This is a genomic window from Shivajiella indica (assembly GCF_042683085.1).
Taxonomy (GTDB): Bacteria; Bacteroidota; Bacteroidia; order Cytophagales; family Cyclobacteriaceae; genus Shivajiella; species Shivajiella indica.
In genome coordinates, this window is the sequence record NZ_JBHUIV010000018.1 from 240,997 (window position 1) to 262,414 (window position 21,418).

Below are 21,418 nucleotides of genomic sequence, written 5' to 3' on the forward strand. Positions count from 1 at the left end.
ACACTACAATGATAAGAAAAATATATAGCCTGTTTATCGCCTTAAGTCTTATGGTGGTAAGTGCTTGTGATTTGGACCTGCTGGACAACCCAAATGCGGTGACAGCTGATACAGCAAATTTAAATCTTGTTTTGAACAGTATCCAACTTGATTTTGTCTCTTTTTATCATGCTTCAAGCACTAACGGAATGAGGCTTACAAGAATTGCAAATCAAGGTAACATTAATTACGAGAATGCATATGTACCTGTTAATTTTAATGGCTTATGGACCACTACCTATTCAGAGATTCTAAATGATATCAAATTTCTGGAGCCGTTAGCTGAAAATGCCAATTTCAGAAGACATTTAGGTATTGCAAGGGTGATCAAAGCTTATGTTTTGATGACTATGGTGGATTATTTTGATGCAGTACCTTATACCCAGGCACTAGATCCTTCCAATTTTAATCCAACCTTAGATCCAGGGCCACAGGTTTATGCAGCTGCTCTGGAAGCTTTGACACTTGCAAAAGCAGATTTTGCTGCTCCCAGTGTAGGAACTCCACAGGACAATTTCTACGGTGGTGTTTATGTCAATTGGATTAAATTGATCAATTCCTTAGAATTGAAATATCATTTAAATCGTAAGCTAATAGATCCTTCAGGCAGTGCTGCTGCCATCAATGCCTTGGTTGCTGCGAATAATTTCATAGAGCCTGGTCAGGAGTTTTTATTCAGGTATGGCACCAATTTGACAGATCCGGATTCCCGTCATCCAAATTTTGCAAATCAATATCAGCCAGGTGGTGGTGGTGACTACCAGTCTAACTGGTATATGTATAACCTAACAGAAACCAAAGGATTTGATGATCCCAGGGCACGTTTCTACTTTTACAGACAGCAATTGACCAATCCGACACTTCGTCAAGACCTTCAATGTATTGGAGAATTTCCCCCTGTACATTATCAGGTTGGCCAATTTCCTTTTTGTCTTCCAGGAACCAGAGGTTATTGGGGTAGAGACCACCTGAATAATAATGCCATACCGCCAGATGGTTTGAAAAGAACTGCGTATGGTGTATACCCTGCAGGTGGCAGGTTTGATAACGATGCTGCTGAATCAATAACTCCTACTGCAGGCGCCGGTGGAGCAGGTATCCAACCTATTATGCTTCCAGCATACATTGACTTTATGTTGGCAGAAGCTGCACTTACCATACCTGGCGTTGGAGGAGACCCAAAAACCTTAATGCTAAGCGGAATTAAAAAGTCCATGGATTTTGTCAGAGCTTTTAGTGTCTCTACTTCCCAGTCTGGAGCCATCAATAGTTTTCAAACTTTAGATGAATTTAATACAAGCGTCACATCCTATAGTGATTATGTAGCAGCTGAATACGATGCAGAACCTACCAGTAGGAAGATGCATGTGATTGCCAGGGAATATTGGTTGTCTTTATTTGGTAATGGAAATGAATCCAATAATCTTTATAAAAGAACCGGACAGCCTGATGGAATGCAGCCTGGTCTAGATGTAAATTTTGGAGATTTTCCGAGGTCTTTCCTTTATCCAAATGTTGTTGTTTCCACCAATCCCAATATTCCGCAAAAGGCTTCACAAAGGTTAAGGGTGTTCTGGGACACCAATCCTGAAGGAAATGATTGGGTTTATTAATCTTTAAATCAAAGAAATATGAAAATTTTAAAAAATAAATTTGTGAAGTTGTTGACACTGGTTTTACTGGTCACTTCCTGCACTGATTTTGTGGATCCTATTTTACCATATAAGGATTTTGATTTAGCGATCTACTTAAGAACAACTGCGAGGACAAGTACATCATTTGACCACCTCAACTTGCCTAATTCAAACTTCGATATTACTGTGGAAGCAGTAGATCCCGAAGGCGGTAGAACTTTAGAATCCGTTGAAGTTAGAGTTAGACATAGAAGGCTGGTAGATGGCGGTGCTGTTGTATATATTCCTGCAGCTGGACAAAATAATCTTGTCAATGATGTGTTGATTAAGACACTTACTTTAACCGATTTCCAACCAAACAATGAATCAAGGTTTTTAAGGGCTAAAATTCAGTTTACAGCACTTGAGGCTTTAACTGCATTAGGTTTATCAGAAGATCAGATAAATGTGGGAGATAATTTTGAGGTGAGATTAAAGCTAAGGGACAAATTTGGAAGAGTATTTAATGACATAAACGCTGGTGCTAGCATAAAGAATGAGGTATTTTATGCATCTCCATTTTTGTATGTTGTTTCTGTAAACTGATCTTCTGAGTTGCACTGAAATTATGTCAGATGAAGCCTCAGGTTTAAGTTTCTTAAATAGTTTAGTTGATAGGGTTGTATGTTTTGAAAGGGGGGGGAAGTCCCCCCTTCATTCATGCTTTTCTGCATAGGTTAATTTAGGGTGAAGTGTCAGAACAGCAAATGGCTAATTAGGTATATTCCAAGTAGTATTTTGTGTAGATACAACCATATTTTCATCTTAAAATCAGAATATCCTGGAACAGAAATAATACTTATCTTTAAAAAGTTGCTTTTTCCTGAGTTCCGGTACATTATCAATTATGAAAAATAAGAGAAGAGTTCAAATATTTAGTTTTAACATAGTTGTTTTGGTTATTGGCATTCTCATGGTACAGTCAATTCCTGCCAGGGAAAGTGTTGACCAAAAGGTGGGAATAATAACTGAATCTTCTAATGGACTTCATGGATATTTAGGGTATAGAACACTTAGGAGACCGGATGGATTTGGAGCTGGAATTGGGTTTTATACAGCCGTGTGGCCATTATTGGAGCAGCCCTTAGAAGGATTTCAGATAGGTCTTCCTGGAAATTGGATTACTCCGGATAATCCCTCCAACAAAGATATACCCTGTTGCCCTGTGGGTACAATTGCCAGAACCTGGGAAGAAAGAGGGCCAACTTGGTCCAGTGTCTTTCAAACTCAGGAAGGAGGCTTGGGATTTTGGAGAGGCAACAGATACCATTATGGTTTTCCAAAGTTCAGCATGAACGGAGTACCTGACTGTTATAATTCAGAGATCGCCTCTCCGGGCTGGCCATTTTTTTATAGAGCGGAGGCTTTGCCGGATGACCAATTGGGCATAGCCCAACTCAGCAACCGAATACTGGTTCCACCGGATGGGATTACATTTGATGGTGACCTAGAAGGAAGGTTTCTGGGATATACCCATATAGCCCTTCCTCTAACAGAGGAAAAACCTGGTCCTCCTCCCACAGGAAACCAAAGCTGGACACTGTTTTTAAATGCAGAAAACTTTAAAGGACCTGTCGCTTTCTATATTCCCGAAATGTGGTCCAGGCTTTCCAAAATCTACCCTGCTATAGAAGGAATGGGGTTGGATACGAAGGAAGGGATAATGGCAGGTGGAGGAGCAATGGAAATCAACACCGTGCCAGCATATGAATTAAGGGATGAAAATGGTGACCTGTATATAAAAATACCTCAATTGCAATTTCCCTTGAATGAAAATGGGGTCTCTGTACTTGTTCAGGATGTTACCTATTATTCCAAAGGTGCGTTATTTAACCACATTTTGGAATGGAAAGAAAAAGGTACGGCCTATTCCGGAAAATTCGATGAAGCACATACCTGGAAACCTTCGCTAGAACCAAGACCATTTTCCTTAGACCAAGGAGCCAGCCTTAATAACGGTGGTGAAAAACTTAAAGGAATTGAAGATGTACTTCAAATTGTCATCACAGATTCCAATGCCTTTGGGTTGGTATGGAAAGAAAATTCCATCTCACAGGTTGGACGTTTTCCGCAATATTTTAAAAAAGTTGGAGATCAGCGGGTGGCAATAAATCCAGAAACAGTACCCAAAGCACTTCGGGACAAAGAATTTCCATTGGCTGGATCAGAAAAGCATTATGTCAACTGGAGAAACGGGAATGAAGTGGTGGACGGAAATTTTATAATAGATAAAAGCCTACCCTACACTTCACCGGCAACTGGTGCCTGGGCAAATCCAGGCCCTACTTCCCAAGCCTACTCAGTACTATTGAAAGATGGTTCAAAAGTTACTTATCGTTGGTATAAATTTATAGATCAGCCTTCTTTCCAGCCTTTGGGTTGGACACAAGAAGAAAAGGAAACTTTACAGAAATTAGTTGAACAAATCCACAGGTCCTGGACTATAGATCAAGAATATATGGCTCCTCCAAGTACCGGTAGTCTTGTTGCTATTGACCCCGTCCTTATTGTATCCCCTCCACCTGGTATGGAATATGGTTATGTTCCCATTGTGGTAAGGCAGGAGAGAAATTTGATAACCTCAAGGTAAGTTTATCCTTGTAAAGAAAATTCTAATCCAATAAGGAAAAAATCCGAATCATTTAAAGATGATAGATTATCAGAATATAATTAAATTACCCTGATTTGATATCTCATTTTTAAAAAATACTGAAAGTCAACCAAGCTAAAAAATAAACAAAAGCTTAGAAATGAATAAAATTTACCTCAGTTTAAGTACCCTTCTAATATTCTCTATGCTGAACGGATGCAAACCAAGTTCATCTAACTCAGAAGCCGAAACTCCCATTGGATTTACACTCCAGGAATCAGACCTCCCGGACTATGAAAGGAATTTAGATCATAAGGGTCTCCTCCTTGCATTAGGGGACCGATATGGTGAATCCATTCGTACGGGTGAACATATTTATAATAACATCTGCTTCAATTGCCATGGGAATAAGGAACAGGAGGGGTCAATGCCCAATGCATTTAAATTCTGGGAAGATAAATTTAAAGTTGGGAATGACCCTTATTCGATTTACCAAACACTCACCCGAGGCTATGGATCCATGCCTCCACAGGTAAATTTAACTCCAGTGGAAAAGTATGATATCATCAATTATATCAGGGAAGCTTTTATCGAGAAAGATAACCCTAGTCAATATATTGAAATAGATTCAACTTATCTGGCAAGTTTGCCTTCCGGTACAGATAAAGGACCAACTCCCAAAGAATTTAAACCATGGGCAGAGATGGATTATGGTAACTTTTTAATCAATACTTATGAATTGGTAGGTCAAAACGCTGCCCCTAGGGAACGCTCAACCGGCCCGATTCAGCCTTTAAAAGATGAAAATTTGGTGAACCAGAATTTTGCCTATAAAGGGATAGCGGTAAGGTTAGATCCCGGAGAAGGAGGAGTTGCTGCAGGAAATGCTTGGATGATGTTTGACCATGATTTGATGAGGGTTGCAGGGGCCTGGACAGGTGAAGGTTTTATTGATTGGGAAGCCATTTTATTTAACGGAAAACATAACATTTCTCCAAGAACGGTTGGAGACCTTCATTTTTCAAATCCTGTAGTACCTGCCTGGGCTAACCCTGCAACTGGAACATTTGATGATCCACGCTTTTTGGCTCGGGACAAAAGAAGGTTTGGCCCACTCCCAAGGGAATGGGCGCATTATAAGGGACTTTACCAATATATGGATCGGGTAATTATTTCCTATACGGTAGGAGGTGCCAAGGTTCTGGAAACATTTGGCCTGGAAACATTGGAAAACCAACCTGTTTTTACAAGAACATTGAATATTTCTCCTTCTGATAAACCGCTGAAAATGCGGATAGCTCCAACCGGAACGTCTGTGGCTTTAGTAGGTGAAGGTGCTGTTTTGAAAAATGAGAACGGATTTACCATCATGCAAACCTCCGCTTCCCAAAACCTAAAAGTCAAGATACTGATAGGGAAATCCGGCATGAAAGGGCTTGAGCAATATTCAAAAGTCTCAAATCCTGCTGAATCACTAGAATCCATGATCAAAGGAGGCCCTGCAAGGTACCCCCAAAAATTAACTACAGAAATCCTTACAGGAAATCAAGAAGGGCCATTTCAGGTGGATATCATGAATCCACCATTTGATAGCCCTTGGAAAAATGAGTTCAGATTGAGTGGTCTTGACTTTTTCAAAGATGCCAACAAAGGAGTGATTTGCTCTACGGATGGGGATGTTTGGCTTGTTGAAGGCTTTGTTAAAAATTCCGGAAAGCTTACCTGGCAAAGGATAGCTTCAGGTTTGTTTCAGCCATTGGGCATTAAGGTGGTCAATGAGGAGATTTTTGTAACCTGTAGGGATCAACTCGTCCGATTGCATGATTTTAACGGAGACATGGAAACAGATTTTTATGAGAGTTTTAACAATGACCATCAAGTAACAGATCATTTTCATGAGTTTGCTATGGGGCTTCAGACGGATAAAGAAGGGAATTTTTATTATGCTAAAAGTGCACGCCATGCAAGAGAAGCTTTAATTCCTCAGCATGGAACCTTAATTAAGGTGAGTAAAGATGGATTGAAGACAGAAATTATTGCTACAGGATTCAGAGCAGCAAACGGTGTTTGTATCAACCCTGATGGTACTTTTATTGTGACGGACCAAGAAGGCCACTGGAATCCTATGAACCGGATCAATTGGGTTGAAAAGGGTGGGTTTTATGGGAATATGTTTGGATACAACCCACCTGCCGATAGTACAGAAAAAGGAATGGAACTTCCGCTGGTTTGGGTGGAAAGAGATAGGGATCAGTCACCTTCCGAACTGCTTTGGGTAGATAGTAAAAAGTGGGGTGCTCTCAATGGAAAGCTATTGAATTTGTCCTATGGTTATGGGAAAGTTTTTGTTGTTCCTTTTGAGAAAATAGGGGATCAGGTACAGGGGGGGATATTTGAATTGCCAATTCCAAGATTTTCTACTGGAGTCATGAGGGGCAGGTTCAATCCTGGAGATGGGCAACTTTATCTCTGTGGTTTATCTGCCTGGGGCTCCACACAACCGCAATTGGGAGGACTCTACAGGATAAGGAAAGTTGAACAACCGATGGTGATTCCTATAGGGATCCAAGCAACTAAAATCGGTATGCAATTGAGCTTTACAGACAAACTTGATGAAAGAAGTGTTGAAGATGTAAGTCATTATACTGTAAAAACCTGGGACCTGCTCCGCTCTAGAAAATACGGATCCAAACATTATAACGAAAAAACTTTGCAAGTCACCAAGGCTGAATTGGACAAGGACAAGAAAACCATCAAACTGACCATCCCTGAGATCAAGCCAACTTGGGTAATGGAAATACGATACCAGGTTAAGGATGATCGAGGAAATACCAGAGAGGGTTTAGTCCAGAATACAATCCATCAACTAGGTCCAGCTCCCGTTCAATAGTAAGTATCTTTTGTTTTCTGAAATTTGATCACGGTCCTCTAATTATGAATAAATTCAGCATTAATTCAACATCATCATGGGCATCAAGCTCATTCTAATAAGGGTAATAGTGACTTGACTGCAGGTTTGCTTAAATACAGTTTGTTTTGACCCATCTTATTTAAACTATTGGAAAAGCAATGAGTATTATTTTAAAGGTTGTTCTGGGGCTTATGACAGGTACGTTTGGCTTCTATTATATTGCGGATGTATTTAGAAATAGGAAATTGTTTTCGGCTAAACCTTGGTCTGGTCTGTTGACAACCGGATTTATTACCAACTTCTTCGACACCCTTGGGATTGGGAGTTTTGCCCAGCAAACTGCGATTTTTAAATTCTTCAAACTTGTCGATGACCGCTTGATTCCTGGAACAATGAATGTGGGGAATACCATTCCTGTAGTCATGCAGGCATTTATTTTTATGACTGTGGTTGAAGTGGATCCCATTACGCTGGTCACCATGTCAACAGCAGCACCCTTAGGCGCATTACTGGGTGCTGGTATTGTATCCCAAATGTCACGCCGGGGGATTCAGATAGGATTAGGTTGTGGTTTATTGGCAGTGGCCTTGATCATCATCGCCGGCTTTTTAGACTTAATGCCTGTTGGGGGTGAGGCGATTGGGCTTAGGGGTTGGAAACTGGCCCTAATTGTGGGAATGAGTTTTGTTTTTGGAGCCCTGCAAACCATAGGCATCGGATTTTATGCTCCCTGTATGGCAATGGTGTACGCTCTCGGAATGCATCCACTCACTGCATTCCCTATCATGATGACAGCCACTGCCATGCTGATGGCAGCAGGAGGGGCCCAGTTTGTAAAAAAAGGAGCGTATGATAGGAAAGTTGCCTTTTCGCTTACCATTGCCGGGGCTGCTGGTGTAATACTGGCCGCATATGTGGTCAAATCCTTACCCCTGTTGGTTCTGAAATGGGTAGTGCTGTTTATAGTTCTATATACCTCGGGATTAATGTTTCTTTCAGCTAGTCGGAATGGGAGAGAGTCTAAAGTAACTGTTATTTAATGTTGATCAAATAGGGCCATATATTCTTATTTTCGATTGAATCTGATTTAGCCAGACACAATTATCAAAGTGACAACTGAAAAACAAGTATAAAAACATGAAAACTTCTTTAATTCTAACACTGCTTTTGTTCTTTTCTTTAAATGAACTTCAGGCACAGTTGACCTTTGAAAAAGATGAATACCGAAATCGTAGGGAAAAACTTATGGATAGGATCCCTGATGGAATCGCCATTATCAGAGGCGCATCTGAATCCCTAGCAGGTTTACCATTTACCCAGTTTAACAATATGATGTATTTTGCAGGGGTAGAGATTCCCGATGCCATACTTATAGTGGATGGGGAAAAGAGGGAAAGTACCCTGTTTTTTACCATCGATGAGGATCATGCTGACAGCGAGAATATTCCACTGGACCTGGTGAGAGAGCCTGTAAAGATCACTGGAATAGAGCACTTCCTGCCTTACGAAGATTTTTCTTTAACGTTAAAGAACCGGATAACGAAAAGTACGGTGATTTATACCCCATTCAGCCCGGAGGAGTACATAGGCGAAAATTCCATGGAGAAATTTAATACATTCAAACGCAATGTAACCGATAACGAATGGGACGGTCGATTGACCCGGGAAATGCAGTTTGTAGCGGTGTTAAACCAGAGATTTCCCGAAAATCATGTTTCGAATTGCACCCCTTTTATCTGGGAACTGAGAAAGTTCAAATCAAAGGCTGAAATTGATCTGATCCGAAAGGCGGCCCAGCTTTCTGTGGAGGCGCATAAAGCGGTCATGAAAGCTACCAGGCCCGGTGTGCCTGAAGTTGAACTGGCTGCACTTTTCCAGCAGGTTACCATGTCAGGAGGGGCCAAGGGTTTGGCCTTCGGCACCATTATTATGTCGGATAAAAACCACGCCTATGGCCATTATATGCAATACGATCGCATATTAGGTGAAAAAGACTTCATTATTCTAGATGGCGGTGCCAATGTATCCTATTATGCATCCGATGTTTCAACGACCTTTCCGGCAAGTGGAAAGTTTACCGAAACACAAAGGGAGATCTACGAACTGGGTCTTTTTATCAGAGAGATTTGCCAAAAAATGTATCGCCCTGGGGTATCATTGACTGAAATCGGTGCTGAAGTGAAAAAGGAACTGGAGAAATTGGGATTTGACACCAGTGAACCTCGTTTCAATTTGTGGATCCGTGACGGTGGTTATAACCATAGCATAGGCATGGCCGTTCATGACCGAATGCATAGCTTCGACCGGGGAGAACCGCTTCAACCTGGATTTGTTTTTGCCTGTGATATCATGGGCCAGGCAGATGATGTGACAGGCATTCGTATCGAAGATACCGTAGTGATCACCGAAGACGGCTGTGAAATCCTTTCTTCAGGACTGCCCCGTACGGTAGATGAAATAGAGGCCTTTATGAAGAACAATTAACCCTACTTTGTCATATAGGATCAATAAAACCTGACAGGTTTAATGGACTGAAATGCCTAAAGAACAACTATAGAGAGACTGAAACCTGACAGGTTTCAAACCAAGGCCTTCAACTTGACAAAGAAGACTTATTAAAAAATCCAATTTTATCCTAAAAATCTATGAAGCGTCTTGTTGTTTTTCTATTGTTGTTATCTACTCATTTAGGACTAGTAGCCCAACAGATTGATATCTACCGAAGGCCGGTAAAGTTCGAGCCGGATAGGGATTTCGATGCGCTCCACTACCAAATCATGCTGGATGTGGATGTTCAGGAAAAACAATTGACCGGACAGAATACCATCACCTTGACACCACTAAGAAGTAACCTGAATAGAGTGACTTTGGATGCGGTTTCCCTTGTGGTAAGCGATGTGCTCGACAACAGGGGGTTACCGCTTACTTTTAAACAGGGTAACAATAAACTGCATATAGACCTCGCGCGCTCCTATTCGCACAGCGATACCCTTACCTTTACTGTGAAGTATTTTCTCAAAGAACAGGTTTCCGGCTTAAAATTTATCGACCAAACAGAAACCAATCCATTTCAGGTTTCTTCCGATTGCTGGCCTAATCAGGCCAGGCAGTGGATTCCCTGTTACGACTATCCTCACGACAAAGTAACACAGGAAATGATCGTAACCGTTGACAATAACCTTAAGGTACTGTCAAATGGCGAGTTGATTGGTATTTCCGAAGATCCTGAAAAAGGAAAACGCACCTACCATTGGAAGCAAAGCAAGCCGCACTCCACCTACCTCATCAACCTGAGTATTGCAGCATACACCGTTATCGAAGACGCACTAGGTGCTTTACCTGTAAACTACTGGGTCTATCCAAGGCATGAGCAGGATGCCAAAAGATCCTTCGCCAAGACCCCATATATGATCGATTTTTTCAACAGGATTTATGGGTATGACTATCCATGGGAAAAGTATGACCAAGTGATCTCAGCGCATCAAGGAGGTGGCGCCGAGGCCACTTCTGCATCGCTGCTGGGAGAGGGTGCCGTAACAACGAGACAAGAAGAAATTGATTTTTCTTTTGAGGGGATTATTGCCCATGAGATTGCCCACCAATGGTGGGGTGACCTTGTTACCAGCAGAAGTTGGGAGCATACCTGGATAAATGAAAGTTTTGCGACCTATTCGGATTATTTATACAAGCGATTTGATTGGGGTGAGGATGAAGCGGCTTTGGACCTACTGAGAAAACAGGGTGCCTACCTTCGTGAAGCCCATAATAAGTATATGCGGCCCATTGTCTTTACCAGGTATGAAAACCCCGGGCAAAACTTTGACAGCCACACCTATCCCAAAGGAGCTGCAGTTTTGCATATGCTTCGTTTTGTGTTGGGAGACGAAACATTTTTCAGGGTTATAAGTGAATTTTTGCATCGTTTTGAATTTCAGGCAGTAAGCACCCAGGATTTTATGCAGTGTGCCAAAGATGTAAGTGGCATGAATCTGGACTGGTTTTTTGAGCAGTTTCTATTTAAACCAGGACATGCCGTATTTGAGGTAGCCAAACAATGGGATGAAGCAACCAAAACCCTATCTGTAGAAATTAAACAGACCCAGGACAAATGGGAGCATGTGCCCATTTACCGTATACCCGTCCAACTTGGGTTTTACAATTCGGAAGGTAAAACGGTGGAAAAAGTCTGGGTAAAAGAGTCTGTGGAAAAATTTGAATTTAAATTCGATGAAGCGCCATTGTTGGTTCGCTTTGATGAAGGCAACAACTTGCTTAAAGAGTTAACTTATACTCAATCCGAGGAAGAGCTTTTGTTTCAGGTGGAAAATGATGACATGACCGGAAGGTTATGGGCCATTGACCAATTAAAGGCCTTTCACCATTCTCCCAAAACGATTCAGAAATGGACGGAACTTTCAAAGAATGACGAATTCTGGGCCGTAAGGGAGGCTGCGGTGCAGCTTTTGTCTGAATTCCATAGAAGTAGCAGTAAAGCTGTATTTTTAGAGGCCGGTAACGATCGCAATTCCAAGGTCAGGGCGGCGTCCATCAACGCCTTGGGTAAAATGAAAGATCCGGCCATGCTAGGTAACTTTAGGAGAATATACGAAACAGATGAAAGCTACCTGGTAAAAGCACAGGCGCTGATAGCCATTGGTGAAACTGGCAATTCTTCACAGCTGCGTTTTCTCAGTGAAGTGGCCAAGGTAAGATCTCCCCGAAATACATTGAAGAATGCTGCAGAACAGGCAATGGAACTGATCCGAAATCCAAATCCCTAGGCTGATATGATGACGCTTTTATATTTTTTAGCAATTTTTATAAAAATACTTTTGAGTAAGTTTTGCTTCAATTTCTTTGGCTGCTTTAGTAATGGAGAGGCCTCCAAGATTGGTACATCTTAAGGTATTGGGTATGCTTTTTCCCACTTCATACATGGTTTCAATTACCTGATCCAAAGGAATCAAATGGTCATAATCTGCCAAAGCCATATTGGCACAGGAGAGGGCATTCGAGGCTGCCATCACATTTCTGTTCAGGCAAGGAGCCTCAACCCTATTGCCAATAGGGTCACAGATCATACCCAAAGAACTCTGCAATGCCATGGAGGCTGCCGAAATACTTTGATTTAAGTTGCCTCCTGCTAAATGGACAATAGCAGCAGCTGCCATAGTGGCGCCAGAGCCACATTCTGCCTGACAACCGCCAACCTCTGCAGCAAAGGTGGAATGTGCCGCTATGAAAACACCGATCAATCCAGCAATCATCAGGGCTTTTACTGTTTCTTCGTCCGAAAGCCCCAAGGAATCGGCCACTCCAAGTACTGCACCAGGCATTGCCCCACAAGACCCTGCCGTTGGCGCTGCTACAATCACTCCCATGGAACTTTTTACCTCCATGATGGCAGATACATACATGATTATTCTATTTAATGTATCTCCATCAATGAGTTTTTTATCTTCCATCATGGATTTGAATTTTACTGATTGAGGACCTAGGATTCTGTCCTCAAACTTTGTCCCTTTTAAGCCGGTATCAACAGCATTCTTCAAAATAAGCCGGATATCGTTCATTTTGGAAAGTACTTCCGCCTCTGAAATGTTTCCCCGCATGCTTTCATATTTCACTGCCAGTTCCCATAGACTCAAATCCTTTTCTTGATTATAGCTGAGCATCTCCTCACAGGTAATAAATGGAACCGTTGTATTTTTCCGGGTAAGCACAGGCAAAACAGGCTTTATTTGCTTGATAGCTGTAACGCTTTCGATATTTTTCAATTCTTCAATTATCGACTCATTGAGAAAAGACTGACTTTTTAGGACAAATAAATTCTTTTCTTTTACGTGGATTTCAAGGTCATCTCCCAATTCTGCATTTTCCAGATAATCACTTATCTTTTGGGAATCTGTGGTGTAAATGAGGGTAACGAAAGAATCGCCGGCAAGAGAAACTTTGACCCCATCAATTTCAATTACCTCTATCATCCCTCCTCCTGTTGAAATCGCAATGACTTGGTGTGTCTCCCATGGATTATTCAAGGTGATTTGATAGGTATTGGGATGTTCTGCGTGAATTTCTTTGATTTCGATGTTTACCTTTATTCCTGCAGCACCGATATGCATTTCGGAATTTACCAATCGTTCGTCATAAGCTTCCCAACCTAAAAAACCTCCGAACAATCCCATATCGGAACCTTGGTCCTTGTGGGTTGTAGCCAATGAACCATTTGGATCAAATTCGATATTAATGTCTGAAATTCTTCCATCCATAAGGTCATGGCAGATTCTTCCAATCCTTAGGGATGCAGCACAATGGGAACTGGAAGGGCCTCTCATCACAGGTCCGATTACATCATTAAAAATGCTAGGGTAGGTCATATATTTATTTGTTTAACTCTCAATTTTAAAATTATCAAATTATGGAAAGTCTATACTATTTAATTTTAACATTTGTGTGTTTTATCTTAGCAATAACAACTTTTTTAGTATACTTTATTTGCTTTTATTCCTACATTATTGATAAATTATATGACATAAGTCATTAAACTAAGAAAAACATTATGCAGCCCTTACATTTTAAAGTTCCGAGGCTTAAAGACGAAACAATCAGAGTGGAATGTTGGGAATTGGATAATTTCTTTGAACCAATACACTATCATGAAGAATTTCAAATTACATTAATTCAAGAGGGGGATGGATCACTTTTTGTTGCTGAAAGTATTGTAGATTTTAAAAAAGATGATGTTTATTTATTTGGTAAAAATTTGCCGCATGTATTCAGGAATAATGAATACCTTCTTCAAAATGGTATTAATAAAAGGGCAAAAGCAATCTCTGTATTTTTCAATCAAGATATTTTAAAAAATTCATTGTGTGATATACCTGAATCCTATAATCTTCAAAAGTTATTGGATTATTCAGTCTATGGAATAAAAGTTTCAGAATCGAAAAAGCCGCAAATCTGTGAAAAACTAAATGAATTGACTAAGAAAAATGCTTTTGAAAAATATTTAGGTTTATTGGATATACTAGAGTGTGTTTCAAAAGATACTAAATTGAATTTTATTTCTTCCTTAGGCATACCCATCAAATCAGTTCAGGAAAATTTACCCAAAATAAATTTGGTTTTTGATTATGTGAGAAATCACTACAGGGAAAAAATCACCTTGGAGCAAATTGCTGAAATGGTAAACATGTCCCCAACTGCATTTTGCAGGTATTTTAAATATAAGAGCCAAAAAACTTTTTCTCGATTTTTGATTGAAGTCAGAATTGCCAATGCATGCAGACTTATGTTACAGAATGATTTTAACACTTCTGAATCCTGTTATAATAGTGGATATAATAATTTATCTAATTTCCACAAACATTTTAAAAGCATTACAGGAATGACTCCTTTGGAATTCAAAAGCAAAATTTTAAATAAAGAAATTAAGCACTTGGATTAATAGTATAATTCAAACCATGTAATGCTAAGGAATACCATTTGTAAAACTTCCCAAAAACATTTTTTCAAAAAGTTAAAATATCATACCTTTTAGCTAAAATGATTTAGTAGTATTTGAGTTTACCCATAATATCTTTATACTTAATAATTAGAATTTAATTTTCTTTAAATGGATTAGTGGAGGTTAACTCACGGGAAGTTGAAAAACTAATATTGATTATTTTGCAAAAAGAAATGAAGTACATAGCTTTTGTTTTTTTAATGTGCTTTTACGGGAATTTATTTTCTCAGACAGCACTGACCTTGGAGGACATCTACAAAAATGGTATATACCGCCAGAATAGATTTGGCCCCATTCGTTGGATGAAAGATTCAAAGGGATATTCCAGCATAGAAAAAAGCAAAAGTCATGAAGGAGATGATATAGTTCGATATGATGCCCTTTCAGGAGTTAGATCTGTATTAATTTCCGCTGAAGAATTGATCCCATCTGGGAAAAGCAAGCCTTTGACTGTGGCAGATTACCATTGGTCTGAGGATAACAGCAAACTGCTAATTTTTACCAACACCAGGAAGGTTTGGCGTTATCATACCCGTGGAGATTATTGGGTATTGGATTTAAATACCCGGAAGCTGAGTCAATTGGGGAAAGGGATCCCTTCTGCTACCTTGATGTTTGCTAAATTTTCTCCTGATGCAAGCAGGGTAGCTTATGTAAGCCAAAACAATATTTTTGTAGAATCCCTTGAATCAGGAAAAATCACCCAAATCACTTCAGATGGAGGAGAATTTATCATCAATGGCACTTTTGATTGGGTGTATGAGGAGGAATTGGAGTGCAGGGACGGGTTCAGATGGAGTCCTGATGGAGAAAATATTGCCTATTGGCAATCTGATACCAAAGGAGTGGGTACATTTTATTTGATTAATAATATCGATTCCATCTATTCAAAACCTATTCCATTACCATACCCAAAAGTTGGACATACTTTGTCAGCAGTAAAAATCGGGATAGTATCCAGTAAAGGGGGTGAGACTAAATGGTTTGATTTTCCCGGTGATCCCAGAAACAATTACTTGGCAAGGATGGAATTTATTCCCAATTCGCAAGAGGTGATGGTGCAGCAGCTTAACAGGCGTCAAAACACAAATACTGTCTGGACAGCAAATATCCACACTATGGCAATGTCAAGAATATTGGTTGAGGAGGATGATGCATTCCTGGATATTCATGACAATATACGTTGGCTGGATGGGGAGAAATTTTTTACCTGGACAAGTGAAAGGGATGGATGGCTGCATTTATACAAAGTTTCGCGTGATGGCAATACAGTTGAATTGGTAACTGAAGGAGAATTTGATGTAGAGCGAATAAGTCATATTGACCCGGCAAGTGGGTATGTCTACTACATCGCATCTCCCGACAACTTTACTCAGCGCTATCTGTACCGCAGTTCATTAAAGAAAAAAGAAAAAGCCGAAAGGATAACTCCAATAAATCTATCTGGACAAAATGCCTATCAGATTTCCATTGATTCAAAATTTGCTATACATACATTTCAAAACACCACAACTCCTCCTGTTTATTCGCTCATAAGTTTACCAAACCATAAAAATATCAGGGTCTTGGAAGAAAATCAGGAGTTAAAGAAGAGGTATTTCGAATTGGGTCTGAACCCAAAGGAATTTTTCAAGGTAGATATTGGAGATGTAGTTTTAGATGGGTGGATGATCAAACCCAAGGACTTTGATCCCGATATAAAGTATCCATTAATTGCTTATGTGTATGGGGAACCTGCAGGTTCTACAGTTCAGGATGCTTGGATGGATGGGGACTTGTGGCACCACTACCTGGCAAAGTTGGGATATGTAGTGATCAGCATAGATAATCGAGGAACCAAAACCCCAAGAGGAAGAGATTGGCGCAAATCAATTTATGGGCAAATTGGCATTCTGGCATCCTATGATCAAAAGTCTGCTGTTGAAAAAATTCTCCAAACCTATGATTTTATTGATCCTTCCAGAGTAGGATCCTGGGGTTGGAGTGGGGGTGGGCAGATGACGCTCAATTTGATGTTCCGCTTTCCGGAAATTTATAAAGCAGGTTTGGCATTGGCATTTGTGTCTGATCAGCGACTATATGATGCTACTTACCAAGAGCGTTATATGGGGCTTTTGGAAGACAATACAAAAGGATACAGAGATGGTTCTCCCATTACGTATGCTGAAAATTTACAGGGAGAGTTGATGGTTATCCATGGTACAGCCGATGATAATGTTCATTATCAAAGTTTCGAAATGCTTGTGGATAAGTTGATCAAATACAATAAACAATTTTACATGATGTCCTATCCTATGCGTGCCCATGGAATTAACGAACGTGACAACACTTCACTTCATCTAAGAGAGACGATGAAAACATTTTGGCTAAAAAGTTTACCGCCCAACATCAAATAGAAGTTTAAAAAATGAAGCAAAAAATGAATTATTGATAAACCCGGTATTTAAAATTAAACAGGAATAGTTATGATTAATTGGAAAGGAGTTTTCCCTGCAATAACAACAAAATTTACATCTGATGATCAGCTTGATATAAAGACTTTTCAATCTAATATTCAAATTCAGATGGATGCAGGCGTACATGGTATAATTTTAGGAGGTAGCCTGGGTGAGGCCAGTACTTTGAAAAGCTCCGAAAAAGAATCATTGGTCAAGGCCACTCTGGAAGTAGTAGGAGATAGAATTCCTGTTGTAATGACGATTGCCGAACAATCTACCAAAGAGGCTCTTGAAGCTGTTTCTGCTTCAAAAGATAGTGGAATAAAGGGCTTTATGGTACTTCCTCCCATGAGGTACAAAGCTGATGATAGAGAGACTGTTTCATTTTTTAAAAAAATTGCCAAATCCACAGATCTTCCCATCATAATTTATAATAATCCTATTGATTATAAAATATTGGTTACGCTTGATATGTTTGAGGAGTTGGAAGAATTTGAAAATATCCAAGCAGTGAAAGAATCCACTAGAGATTTATCTCTAGTGACTAAAATGATCAACCGGTTTGGTGAAAGATTTAAAATACTTTGTGGTGTTGATCCTCTTGCATATGAAAGTTTAGCCCTTGGTGCAAATGGTTGGGTAGCGGGATTGGTTTGTGCTTTTCCTTATGAAACAGTCGCCATTTACGAATTGATGCAACAAGGAAGGTACATTGAAGCATTGAAAATATACCGATGGTTTTTTCCCCTTTTGGAATTGGATATACATCCAAAATTAGTTCAATATATTAAATTGGCTGAACTTGAGGTTGGCCTTGGGACAGAATTTGTAAGGGAGCCAAGGTTACCACTTGTTGGAAAAGAAAGGAAAAATGTTTTGAAGATAATCCATGATTCCCTTTCCTCAAGGCCTGTTTTACCTAATTTGAAAGAAGTCTCCATATAATTTTTTTTCTGGTTTATGGTGATAATCCTAAAACCTTTGGGAATCAAAATTAAATCTATTATTACTTTACAAATTATCTATGAAATTATTTTCCAAAGAAACTTACAAGAATAGAAGGGATCAATTAAAGAAAAAAATGGGTTCCGGAGTCTTGCTGTTTTTAGGGAATGAAGAAAGCAGCATTAACTTTAAAGACAATTGGTATCCTTTTAGGCAAGACAGCACTTTCCTATACTTTTTTGGTTTGGATTTGCCGGGACTTGCAGCTATCATCGATATTGACCAGGATCTAGAGATTATTTTTGGAGATAACTTAACTACTGAAGAATCAATTTGGCAAGGGGACCATACGCCTATTTCAGATTTGGCATATGCTATTGGGGTTAAGAATACCAAACCAAAAGCGGAAATATCTTCCTATTTGACTTCTTCTGGGGATAGAAAAGTCCATTACCTTCCTGCATACCGTCCTGAAAACAAACAAAAACTTGCTTATTGGTTCTCAAAAAGTATAGTGGAAATAGAATCCTTTGTGTCAGTGGATTTTATAAAGGCTGTCGTATCTTTAAGATCGATTAAATCCGAAGAGGAAATCCGGGAAATTACCAAAGCGGTGAATATCAGTGTCAATATGCATAAAAAATTGATGCATCAAGCCAAAGCTGGGATGAATGAGTATGAACTTCTTGGATTGGTGACCGGAGAAGCACTTTCTTTAGGTGGAAACGTGTCTTTCCCTCCTATCATCACTACCAATGGACAAATCCTCCATAATCACAACTATTCCAACGTTTTGATTAATGGGAAAATGCTTTTGGGGGATTTTGGTGCTGAGTCGGAATTGCATTATGCAGGTGATATTACACGGACCATTCCCGTTGGACCTAGATTTTCTGATAATCAAAGGGAAGTCTATCAAATTGTGCACAGATCTTATCAAGTTGCTGTATCGGCATTAAAACCTGGAATAAGGTTCAAGGAAGTTCATCTTCTTGCCTGCAAAAAGTTGGCGGAAGGATTAAAGGAACTGGGGATTATGAGGGGGAATATTGATGATGCTGTTGATCAAGGTGCCCATGCCTTGTTTTTCCAATGTGGTCTAGGGCACATGATGGGCCTGGATGTCCATGATATGGAAGATTTGGGAGAAGAATACGTGGGGTACACCGAGGATTTTAAAAAGAGCAGTCAATTTGGTCTAAAATCACTTCGTTTGGGAAAAGAACTTGAAAAAGGTTTTGTAATCACCATTGAACCAGGTATCTATTTCATTCCAAAGCTTATAGAACAGTGGAAGGCAGAAAATTTACATAAGGAATTTATTGATTATTCCATGCTGGAATTCTATAAAGATTTTGGGGGAATTCGAGTAGAAGATGCTTATTTAATCACTGAAAATGGTTCAAAGCTTTTGGGAGAATCTTTAGAAATAGGCCTCAAAGATGTAGAGCAAATTAGAGAAAAATATTCAAGTCAATAACAAGAAAAACCATGAAAAAACTGCCATTCAAATTCGGTGCGGAGGTCTATACCTGGTATATGAACAACAACGGGGAAACTTATAAAGACCAATTGGGACATATGATCGAAATCATTTCCCAGGCAGGATTTACTGGAATCCAACCTATATTTTCCTGGATGGGAAAATTGAGCGATCCTGTTTTGTTGGAGGAAAAATTGAAGGAACAGGGGATTGAGCTGGCAGCAGTGGCTTTGGCTTTGGATTGGAATGGAACAAAAGAAACCGAGGAAGAAAGAAAAGTAGCAGATAATGCCATAGACCTGCTGAAAAGATTTCCGGGTTCAGTGCTTTGTACCGTTCAGATTCCTACTGGTCGTCATGACTTGGTCACTCGGAGAAAAAACCTGATCAATATTGTAAACACAGTTTCTCAAAGGGCAAAAGAGAAAGGAGTTGAGAGTAGCTTTCATCCCAATTCTCCCCATACATCCATTACTCGGACTGAAGAGGATTATAAAGTGATTTTGGAAGGTTTGGATCTTTCAGTGACAGGCTGGTGCCCGGATGTTGGGCATATCATCAACGGGGGTATGGATCCCCTTGGCAAAATGAAAGAATACCAGTCGATCATTAACCATGTACATTATAAAGATTGGGATGGAAATCCGGAGTTTGCATTGATGGGGAATGGAAAGGTTGACTTATTGGGAATTACCCAATGGTTGAAAGATATTGAATTTGGGGGTTGGATAATCTGTGAAGATGAAGGCAAAGAAGCCTTGGAAGATCCGGATTTTGTTACGCTTCATGATGGGAAGTGGGTAAATGAGGTTTTGGTGCCGGGATTGAGATAGAAAAGAAAAGCGAGAAACGAGAGGCGAGACTTGGAGAAATTAAGAATTATGAATTAAGAATGGAAAATATCGTATTCTGAATCCTACAAAGGCAAAAGAAAGAATTCCTATGTTCGTCATTCAAAATTTCTTTATTTCTCTTTCAACATTATTCATTCATCATTATCAATTCTTAATTCTTAAAAAATGCCCACAATAAACACCAACGGAATAAACATCTACTTTGAAGAAAGGGGTTCAGGGGAACCTTTGCTCTTGATTATGGGAATTACTGCACCGGGTTCGGTATGGGAAAAGCATGCAGAATATTGGGCTAAATCATTTCGATGTATTTTAGTTGACAACAGAGGGGTTGGTAAATCAGACAAACCAGCAGGTCCTTATACTTCCCTACAAATGGCAGAAGATTGTATTGCAGTGCTTGACCATTTGGGCTTGGAATCGGTAAAAGTCGCTGGAGTATCCATGGGTAGCATCATAGCCCAACAGATGGCCATCCATTTCCCGACAAGGGTCAAAGCAATGGTATTGATGTGTCCATGGGCACGCTGTGACAATACAGCCAAGGCTATATTTCAACATATGATGGACTGCAAAGCAAGGCTGAAACCAGAGGAATTCAGTGTTTATATACAGTTATTGATTTTTTCAAAAAGCTCATGGGATAATGAGGACTTTCATGCAGGATTATTGGAAGACCGAAAAAATGCTGCCTTGGATCCCAATCCCCAGCCTTTGATAGGGCTTGAGGGGCAGGCAGCTGCCTGTATTTCCCATTCCGTTTTAGAGGATTTAAAAAGTGTCAACTGTCCGACTTTCGTTTTGGGTGGGGAGGAGGATATTTTCACGCCGGTATGGATGACAAAAGAAGTGGCAGGTGCTATTCCTAATTCAGATCTGCATATTTATCCAAAAAGTGGGCATGCATTTCATTGGGAGAATCTGATAGATTTTAATGAAAGGGTTGATCAGTGGTTGAAGAATTCTACGGCCTAAACA

Annotated in this window: 14 protein-coding genes; 13 read left to right on the forward strand and 1 reads right to left on the reverse strand. The window is 39.9% G+C overall.

Annotated elements, in window-relative coordinates; translation table 11 throughout:
• Window positions 1–8 precede the first annotated feature (8 nt).
• The 7 genes from ACFSKV_RS13775 to ACFSKV_RS13805 all read left to right on the forward strand — a co-directional run bounded on the left by ACFSKV_RS13775 (window position 9) and on the right by ACFSKV_RS13805 (window position 11,994).
• The gene (locus ACFSKV_RS13775; protein WP_380803800.1) at window positions 9–1,652 is read left to right on the forward strand and encodes a SusD/RagB family nutrient-binding outer membrane lipoprotein; all 1,644 of its coding nucleotides are present in this window, start codon (window positions 9–11) and stop codon (window positions 1,650–1,652) included.
• A gap of 18 nt (window positions 1,653–1,670) precedes the next feature.
• On the forward strand, window positions 1,671–2,258 hold the full coding sequence (locus tag ACFSKV_RS13780; protein ID WP_380803803.1) for a hypothetical protein: 588 nt from the start codon (window positions 1,671–1,673) through the stop codon (window positions 2,256–2,258).
• A 301-nt stretch (window positions 2,259–2,559) separates the two neighbouring features.
• Window positions 2,560–4,302 carry a hypothetical protein gene (locus ACFSKV_RS13785; protein ID WP_380803806.1) on the forward strand — a complete coding sequence of 581 codons (1,743 nt, stop codon included), beginning with the start codon at window positions 2,560–2,562 and terminating at the stop codon, window positions 4,300–4,302.
• A 160-nt stretch (window positions 4,303–4,462) separates the two neighbouring features.
• The gene (locus ACFSKV_RS13790) at window positions 4,463–7,192 is read left to right on the forward strand and encodes a DUF6797 domain-containing protein (protein ID WP_380803812.1); all 2,730 of its coding nucleotides are present in this window, start codon (window positions 4,463–4,465) and stop codon (window positions 7,190–7,192) included.
• Window positions 7,193–7,371: 179 nt separating this feature from the next.
• On the forward strand, window positions 7,372–8,253 hold the full coding sequence (locus ACFSKV_RS13795) for a sulfite exporter TauE/SafE family protein (RefSeq protein WP_380803815.1): 882 nt from the start codon (window positions 7,372–7,374) through the stop codon (window positions 8,251–8,253).
• Between the two features lie 97 nt (window positions 8,254–8,350).
• Window positions 8,351–9,697 carry an aminopeptidase P N-terminal domain-containing protein gene (locus ACFSKV_RS13800; RefSeq protein WP_380803818.1) on the forward strand — a complete coding sequence of 449 codons (1,347 nt, stop codon included), beginning with the start codon at window positions 8,351–8,353 and terminating at the stop codon, window positions 9,695–9,697.
• Between the two features lie 161 nt (window positions 9,698–9,858).
• The gene (locus ACFSKV_RS13805; protein WP_380803821.1) at window positions 9,859–11,994 is read left to right on the forward strand and encodes a M1 family metallopeptidase; all 2,136 of its coding nucleotides are present in this window, start codon (window positions 9,859–9,861) and stop codon (window positions 11,992–11,994) included.
• Window positions 11,995–12,021: 27 nt separating this feature from the next.
• Here the strand turns inward: ACFSKV_RS13805 and ACFSKV_RS13810 are convergent, their stop codons facing one another.
• Window positions 12,022–13,590, reverse strand: coding sequence for an L-serine ammonia-lyase, iron-sulfur-dependent, subunit alpha (locus ACFSKV_RS13810; RefSeq protein WP_380803824.1), 1,569 nt, complete (start codon window positions 13,588–13,590; stop codon window positions 12,022–12,024).
• A 182-nt stretch (window positions 13,591–13,772) separates the two neighbouring features.
• On the opposite strand from ACFSKV_RS13810, the gene ACFSKV_RS13815 reads away from it, so the two are divergent.
• From ACFSKV_RS13815 to ACFSKV_RS13840, 6 genes are all read left to right on the forward strand, one after another.
• Complete coding sequence (locus ACFSKV_RS13815) at window positions 13,773–14,660, forward strand: AraC family transcriptional regulator (protein ID WP_380803827.1); 888 nt, start codon at window positions 13,773–13,775, stop codon at window positions 14,658–14,660.
• A 233-nt stretch (window positions 14,661–14,893) separates the two neighbouring features.
• The gene (locus ACFSKV_RS13820; RefSeq protein WP_380803829.1) at window positions 14,894–17,116 is read left to right on the forward strand and encodes a S9 family peptidase; all 2,223 of its coding nucleotides are present in this window, start codon (window positions 14,894–14,896) and stop codon (window positions 17,114–17,116) included.
• 69 nt (window positions 17,117–17,185) lie between these two features.
• Window positions 17,186–18,103 (forward strand): dihydrodipicolinate synthase family protein, encoded by a 918-nt coding sequence (locus tag ACFSKV_RS13825; RefSeq protein ID WP_380803831.1) that lies wholly within the window; start codon window positions 17,186–17,188, stop codon window positions 18,101–18,103.
• Between the two features lie 79 nt (window positions 18,104–18,182).
• Window positions 18,183–19,583 (forward strand): aminopeptidase P family protein, encoded by a 1,401-nt coding sequence (locus ACFSKV_RS13830; protein WP_380803833.1) that lies wholly within the window; start codon window positions 18,183–18,185, stop codon window positions 19,581–19,583.
• Window positions 19,584–19,594: 11 nt separating this feature from the next.
• Window positions 19,595–20,419, forward strand: a complete 825-nt coding sequence (locus ACFSKV_RS13835) for a sugar phosphate isomerase/epimerase family protein (protein WP_380803835.1) — start codon at window positions 19,595–19,597, stop codon at window positions 20,417–20,419.
• 186 nt (window positions 20,420–20,605) lie between these two features.
• A complete protein-coding gene (locus tag ACFSKV_RS13840) occupies window positions 20,606–21,415 on the forward strand; it encodes an alpha/beta fold hydrolase (RefSeq protein WP_380803837.1) in 810 nt (269 codons plus the stop codon).
• The last annotated feature ends 3 nt before the right edge of the window (window positions 21,416–21,418 follow it).